This window comes from Arthrobacter sp. NPDC056727, assembly GCF_042790555.1.
In the GTDB taxonomy this organism is placed as follows: domain Bacteria; phylum Actinomycetota; class Actinomycetes; order Actinomycetales; family Micrococcaceae; genus Arthrobacter.
In genome coordinates this window covers 57,365-64,236 of record NZ_JBHTZA010000004.1, presented here as the reverse complement: position 1 = coordinate 64,236, position 6,872 = coordinate 57,365, and the positions used below count along the sequence as shown (strand labels likewise).

Annotated in this window: 4 protein-coding genes and 2 tRNA genes; 2 read left to right on the top strand and 4 right to left on the bottom strand. The window is 65.6% G+C overall.

Features of this window, described 5'->3' with window-relative positions:
- From ACFRAH_RS05235 to ACFRAH_RS05220, 4 genes are all read right to left on the bottom strand, one after another.
- Positions 1 to 70 (bottom strand) — tRNA-Lys (locus ACFRAH_RS05235).
- Positions 71 to 250: 180 nt separating this feature from the next.
- Positions 251 to 326 (bottom strand) — tRNA-Lys (locus ACFRAH_RS05230).
- Positions 327 to 442: 116 nt separating this feature from the next.
- A complete protein-coding gene (locus tag ACFRAH_RS05225) occupies positions 443 to 1,636 on the bottom strand; it encodes a PQQ-dependent sugar dehydrogenase (RefSeq protein WP_377989856.1) in 1,194 nt (397 codons plus the stop codon).
- Between the two features lie 53 nt (positions 1,637 to 1,689).
- Positions 1,690 to 2,685 carry a hypothetical protein gene (locus ACFRAH_RS05220; protein ID WP_377989855.1) on the bottom strand — a complete coding sequence of 332 codons (996 nt, stop codon included), beginning with the start codon at positions 2,683 to 2,685 and terminating at the stop codon, positions 1,690 to 1,692.
- Positions 2,686 to 2,910: 225 nt separating this feature from the next.
- On the opposite strand from ACFRAH_RS05220, the gene ilvD reads away from it, so the two are divergent.
- Both ilvD and ACFRAH_RS05210 read left to right on the top strand, forming a co-directional pair.
- Positions 2,911 to 4,632, top strand: a complete 1,722-nt coding sequence (gene ilvD, locus ACFRAH_RS05215) for a dihydroxy-acid dehydratase (RefSeq protein ID WP_377989854.1) — start codon at positions 2,911 to 2,913, stop codon at positions 4,630 to 4,632.
- A 337-nt stretch (positions 4,633 to 4,969) separates the two neighbouring features.
- On the top strand, positions 4,970 to 6,871 hold the full coding sequence (locus tag ACFRAH_RS05210; protein WP_377989853.1) for an acetolactate synthase large subunit: 1,902 nt from the start codon (positions 4,970 to 4,972) through the stop codon (positions 6,869 to 6,871).
- The last annotated feature ends 1 nt before the right edge of the window (position 6,872 follow it).

The following is a 6,872-nucleotide window of genomic DNA, read 5'->3' as shown; positions in this document are numbered from 1 at the left end:
ACCCCCCGGGACTTGAACCCGGAACCCATTGATTAAGAGTCAATTGCTCTGCCAATTGAGCTAGAGGTGCATCTGTTGATTCGTTCATCCGCGGGCTGTTTATTTCCCTCGTTGATCTCCGCAACGACATGCAACTCTACACTAAGTTTTGGCTCCGGCAACACGTACCTCGCTGGCATCCGCCGCAGACACTTTCCGGGAACGACAAAGCCCCGCCTCCAGGCTTGTGGCCTGGAAGGCGGGGCTTTTGTGGTGCACCCCCCGGGACTTGAACCCGGAACCCATTGATTAAGAGTCAATTGCTCTGCCAATTGAGCTAGAGGTGCATCTGTTGATTCGTTCATCCGCGGGCCGTTTATTTCCCTCGTTGACCTCCGCAACGACATGAAACTCTACACGAAGTTTTGGCCGGTGTGAAATCGGGCCGGCCGGGAGGTGCCGGCTAGCGTGGAAGCCGCAAAATCAGCGCGAAATCGGGGTTTTGGTTGTTGCTGAGGACCCACAAATCCCCGTTTGGGGCCAGCGCAACGTTCCTGATCCGCCCAAACTGCCGCGTGAAGTAGCCCACAGGGGTGCCGGCATTTTCGCCGTCGAGCGGGACGGCCCAGATGCGCTGGCCCCTCAGTGCGCCCAGATAGGCGGTGTTGCCGACGATTTCCAGTCCGCTGGGGGAGGAGTCTGCTGTCGACGGCCAGACAACCTTGGCGTCGATGAAGCCGTCCCGGTGGGGTGCCCCCGTGACTTCCGGCCACCCATAGTTTCCGCCGGGCCTGATCAGGTTGAGTTCGTCATTCACGTCCGGGCCGAACTCGCTGGCCCAGAGCCGGCCCTGGCTGTCCCAGGCCAGGCCCTGGACGTTCCGGTGGCCAAGGCTGTAGACGGGGTTGTTCGGGAAGGGGTTGCCGGGTGCCGGGGCACCGTCCTTGGTCAGCCGCAGGATCTTTCCGCCCAGGGCGTTCCGGTCCTGCGGTTGCTCGCGGCGCTGCGAATCACCTGTGCCCACGTAGAGGAACCCGTCGGGGCCAAAGCGGATCCTGCCGCCGTTGTGGGTGGAGGCCTTGGACATGCCCGAGAAGACCACCTCCGGCTCACCCAGCCGAAGGGTCCCGCCGCCGGGTTCCAGGCGCATGCGGGCAATCCGGTTGTCATCGGCAGCGGTGAAGTAGGCGTAGAGATATCGGTCCGTGGCGAAGTCGGGCGACAGTGCCAGGCCCAGCAACCCTCCTTCACCGCCCGGAACGACGCCGGGAACCGCCCCGATGGTGCCGACCCTGCCGTCTGTGACGGATTTGAGTAGAGCGGAATCGCGTTCAGAGATGATGGCGGTGCCGTCCGGCAGGAACACTGTTGACCAGGGAAGCTGCAGCCCCTCGATCCTGCCCCGCACTTCCGGTGCCCGCGGCGGCGACGGGGCTGCCGCGCCGGAAGTGGAAGGGCTGCCTGGTACCGGGGGGCTGGTGCCCTGCGTGCTGCTGCCCTGGGTGGCCGTTGAGCCGGAGTTTCCCGGAGCAGGCAGTCCGCCGTCGCCTGTGCAGCCGGAGAGCGACATCGTGACGGCGGACAGGGCAAGGACGGCCCCTGCCAGAGGCGCGGAGACGGCGGCCGCAGCGGGTTTTCCGGGGTGGTTGCGTGACATGCCCGTCCTCTGTCCAATCTGCCGCTGTGCCGATCTGCCGCCGCAGCGTGGCGCTAGCGCCGGGTCCGGCGCGGCGCCCGGAACCCCGCAGCCTCGGCATGTGCCGCCGAAAGGAACCAGACTTCCGTTTTGGCGTCCTCGTAGCCCGCGCTGTCTTCGTCGTAGTAGGTCATGGCGCTGACGTCGCCCTTGACGGTGTACCCCGCCGGGGCGCTGCCATCGGTGGCCGGCGCGGCCGAGCCCTCCCCGTAGGGCTCATCCCCGGCGGCGGGTTCGCCTATCGGGGCAACCCGTTCCCGGTGGATGGGCTGTTCACCGAAGCCACGTTCCGAGCCGAAGCCCTGCTCCAGGTGGTGCGGCTGGGGTTCCCGGTGATGAGGCATGGCCTCGTGGCTGGCACCTGCTTCCGTGGCAGCGGAAGACTGGATCCGCTGCTGGGTCTCGGCCTCAGCGTCCAGGGATTCTGCTGCCGCCGATTCCGCCCCCGGCAGGGTGGGGGAGTGCGGGCCGGTGTACTCGGCGTGATGCGTCGGGGCGGCAGGCGCCGCCGCCGGCTGCGCGGAACTGCCCGCTTCCGCGCCGGCCGCATCTGCACTGGCGGCATCCGACCACTGGGCATCCCACTCGGCCTTATCCCCGTCGTCGTCCCAGTCGTCAACGTCTCCTCCGGCAGAGGGCGCCGGGGGGCGTGCCGTCGCGGCCTCCCAGGACTCGATATCCGGTTCCACATCCTCGGGGTCCGGGCGCGTGGCTGCGGGGGAGGGCCGGCCCGTCAGCGGTGCGGCTTCCGCGGCTGCCTGCCCAGCGTCCGGTTCGGCCAGCCGGCCGGTTTCCGGGACAGTACGGGTGGTGTCCGACGACGGTCCAACGGTCGCGGACGACGCCGAATCATCGGCCCGTGCGGCCGCTTCGGGGGCGGTGCCGGCGCGGGAGTCAACCTGTTCGTACCGGGCGGCGTCTGATGCCGTTCCGCGCGAGTTCCGGTTCAGCAGCCACCAGACGATGGCGATGACCAAAACGATGACAATGACCCAGATAATCCACTCCATAGCAAAGCCTTTCATCCGTCACGCGAGGTTGCCGTTGCTTGACGGTACGTCGGTGTCAATAGGGCTGTCTAGGCTTGTCAGCGCCCTAAAGAGGGAGGACGGACCCGCCCGTCGTCTCAACATGTGAGACGTTAGTCCAGTATTTGGGCGACTTTTTCTGGAATTTGGGCGAAAGCGGCCGCTTCCGGTCGTTCGCGGTCCTTGTGGAGTCATAGACTTTGACCCATGAGCGAGGACACCCAGACCGAAAGCGCCGGCAAGCCTGACATCAAGCCCCGAAGCCGGGTTGTCACTGACGGCATTCACGCAGCTCCGGCACGTGGAATGTTCCGGGCTGTCGGCATGGGCGATGACGACTTTGCCAAGCCCCAGATCGGCGTCGCGAGCTCCTGGAACGAAATCACTCCCTGCAACCTTTCCCTGAACCGGCTGGCCCAGGGCGCCAAGGAAGGCGTCCACGCCGGCGGCGGGTTCCCGATGCAGTTCGGCACCATCTCCGTTTCCGACGGCATCTCCATGGGCCACGAAGGCATGCACTTCTCCCTGGTCTCCCGCGAAGTCATTGCCGACTCCGTGGAAACCGTCATGCAGGCAGAGCGCATCGACGGCTCCGTGCTGCTGGCCGGCTGCGACAAATCCCTGCCCGGCATGCTCATGGCCGCCGCGCGCCTGAACCTCGCCAGCGTGTTCCTGTATGCCGGCTCCATCATGCCCGGCTGGGTGAAGCTGGAGGACGGCTCCGAAAAGGAAGTCACCCTTATCGACGCGTTCGAGGCGGTCGGAGCGTGCGCGGCCGGCAAGATGAGCATGGAAGACCTCACCCGCATTGAAAAGGCCATCTGCCCCGGCGAAGGCGCCTGCGGCGGCATGTACACGGCCAACACCATGGCGTGCATCGGTGAGGCCCTGGGCATGTCCCTGCCCGGCTCGGCAGCCCCGCCCTCGGCAGACCGCCGGCGCGATGAATTCGCCCGCAAGTCCGGCGAGGCCGTGGTCAACCTGCTGCGCCAGGGCATCACCGCGCGCGACATCATGACCAAGAAGGCCTTCGAGAACGCGATCGCCGTCACCATGGCCTTCGGCGGCTCCACCAACGCCGTCCTGCACCTGCTGGCGATCGCCCGCGAGGCGGAGGTCGAGCTGACCCTGGACGACTTCAACCGCATCGGCGACAAGATCCCGCACCTGGGCGACCTGAAGCCGTTCGGCCGCTACGTCATGACCGACGTCGACAAGATCGGCGGCGTGCCGGTGATCATGAAGGCACTGCTCGACGCCGGCCTGCTGCACGGCGACTGCCTCACCGTCACGGGCAAGACGGTCGCCGAAAACCTTGAGGCGATCAACCCGCCGGACGTCGACGGCAAGATCCTGCGCGCTCTGGACAACCCGATCCACAAGACCGGCGGCATCACCATCCTGCACGGCTCGCTCGCCCCCGAAGGCGCGGTAGTGAAGAGCGCCGGCTTCGACGCCGACGTCTTCGAAGGGACCGCCCGCGTCTTTGAGCGCGAGCAGGGTGCCCTGGACGCGCTGGACAACGGCGCCATCCACAAGGGCGACGTCGTGGTGATCCGCTACGAAGGCCCCAAGGGCGGTCCGGGCATGCGGGAGATGCTCGCCATCACCGGTGCCATCAAGGGCGCCGGCCTTGGCAAAGACGTCCTGTTGCTCACCGACGGCCGCTTCTCCGGCGGCACCACGGGGCTGTGCATCGGCCACGTTGCCCCCGAAGCTGCCGACGGCGGCCCCATCGCCTTCGTCAGGGACGGCGACCGGATCCGCGTGGACATCGCGGCACGCACCTTCGACCTGCTCGTTGACGAAGCAGAGCTCGGAGCCCGCAGGAAGGGCTGGGCGCCGCTCCCGGCCCGCTACACCAAGGGTGTCCTGGCCAAGTACGCCAAGCTGGTGCACAGCGCCAGCACAGGCGCATACTGCGGGTGATTTTTGAGCCTGGGTAACCAGGCTTAATGAGGGAGGCTTCAAGGTATGAGCCTCCCGAAAAATGGACAATGATGTCCATATGGTGAGATAGCGTGTTACCTCGTTGACACGTATCTCACCTAGAGGGAAAACTGAACGCATGATCGCATTCGTTACCGTCGGCACCGTCGTCGTACTTACCAAGCGCGTGGCTCCATAGCCCGACTGGTAACGAACTGTCACGCGCAACCCCTCGAAAAGCCACCAGGCTGAGGGGTTTTTTTATTTCCCGGGCGGGACGGAACGTTCAGTTTTCCCTAGCACCACACCAATTCAAGATCCACTAAGGAAGAGTTCGATGAGCAAAGGATCGCCCATCAGCCCCTCGCTGATGGCTTCAAAGTCCGCTGGAGCCGCCAAGGCTCCGGAACGCGTCGACAAACCGGCTGATGCCGGCGTCGACACTGCTGCAGCCGCCTCTCCTGTCCTTGGGCCGAACAACGTCGTACCCCCGACGGTGATGACCGGCTCAGAAGCAATTGTCCGTTCGCTCGAAGAACTCGGCGTCGACGATATTTTCGGTTTGCCCGGTGGCGCGATCCTGCCCACCTACGACCCCTTGATGGCCTCCAAAATGAACCACGTTCTGGTCCGTCACGAACAGGGAGCCGGCCACGCCGCGCAAGGCTATGCCATGGTCACCGGGCGGGTGGGCGTCTGCATCGCCACCTCGGGCCCGGGCGCCACCAACCTCGTCACCGCCATCATGGATGCGCACATGGATTCCGTTCCGCTGGTGGCCATCACCGGCCAGGTTTCCAGCGGAGTCATCGGCACCGATGCCTTCCAGGAAGCCGACATCGTGGGCATCACCATGCCCATCACCAAGCACTCGTTCCTGGTGACGGACCCCAACGACATTCCGCATGTCATGGCCGAGGCCTTCCACCTCGCCTCGACCGGACGTCCGGGCCCGGTCCTCGTTGACGTTGCCAAGGACGCCCAGCAGGGCCAGATGACGTTCTCCTGGCCGCCGAAGATCGACCTGCCGGGCTACCGTCCGGTGGTCCGCGGCCACAACAAGCAGGTCCGCGAGGCGGCCAAGCTGATCTCCGCCGCCAGCAAGCCCGTGCTGTACGTGGGCGGCGGTGTGTCCAAGGCCCACGCCGCGGCCGAACTCCGGGAGCTGGCCGAGCTGACCGGCGCCCCCGTGGTCACAACGCTCATGGCCCGCGGTGTCTTCCCGGATTCGCACCCGCAGCACGTGGGCATGCCCGGCATGCACGGCACGGTTTCGGCCGTGACCGCGCTGCAGCAGGCAGACCTGCTGGTAACCCTGGGTGCCCGTTTTGACGACCGCGTCACCGGTGTCCTGAAGACCTTCGCGCCCAACGCCAAGGTCATCCACGCTGACATCGACCCCGCCGAAATCTCCAAGAACCGCACCGCCGACGTTCCCATCGTGGGCTCCGTGAAGGAGATCATTCCGGAACTGACGGAAGCTGTCCGGACCCAGTTCGGCGCCTCCGGAACCCCGGACCTCGCCAGCTGGTGGGCCTTCCTGAATAACCTGAAGGACACCTACCCGCTGGGCTGGACCGAACCCGAGGACGGCCTGACTGCGCCGCAGCGCGTCATCGAGCGGATCGGCGCACTCACCGGTCCCGAGGGCATCTATGTTGCCGGTGTGGGCCAGCACCAGATGTGGGCCGCGCAGTTCATCAAGTACGAGCGCCCGCACGCCTGGCTGAACTCCGGCGGCGCCGGCACCATGGGCTACGCCGTTCCGGCCGCCATGGGCGCCAAGGTGGGGGAGCCGGACCGCGTGGTCTGGGCCATCGACGGCGACGGCTGCTTCCAGATGACCAACCAGGAACTGGCTACCTGTGCCATCAACAACATCCCCATCAAGGTTGCCGTCATCAACAACTCCTCGCTGGGCATGGTGCGCCAGTGGCAGACCCTCTTCTATGAGGGCCGCTACTCCAACACGGACCTGAACACCGGCCACGAGACCATCCGGATCCCGGACTTCGTCAAGCTCGGCGAGGCCTACGGCTGCGCGTCCTTCCGGTGCGAACGGGACGAGGACATCGACGCAACAATCCAGAAGGCGCTGGAGATCAATGACCGCCCCGTGGTCATCGACTTCGTGGTCAGCCCAGACTCCATGGTGTGGCCGATGGTGCCCGCCGGAGTCAGCAACGACCAGATCCAGGTTGCCCGCAACATGACCCCGGAATGGGAAGAGGAGGACTGAT

What these genes read in the sequence shown, in the direction of transcription:
- ACFRAH_RS05220 (WP_377989855.1), bottom strand. Translation starts at nt 2,685, where the DNA reads ATGGAGTGGATTATCTGGGTCATTGTCATCGTTTTGGTCATCGCCATC.
- ilvD (WP_377989854.1), top strand. Translation starts at nt 2,911, where the DNA reads ATGAGCGAGGACACCCAGACCGAAAGCGCCGGCAAGCCTGACATCAAG.
- ACFRAH_RS05210 (WP_377989853.1), top strand. Translation starts at nt 4,970, where the DNA reads ATGAGCAAAGGATCGCCCATCAGCCCCTCGCTGATGGCTTCAAAGTCC.
- ACFRAH_RS05225 (WP_377989856.1), bottom strand. Translation starts at nt 1,636, where the DNA reads ATGTCACGCAACCACCCCGGAAAACCCGCTGCGGCCGCCGTCTCCGCG.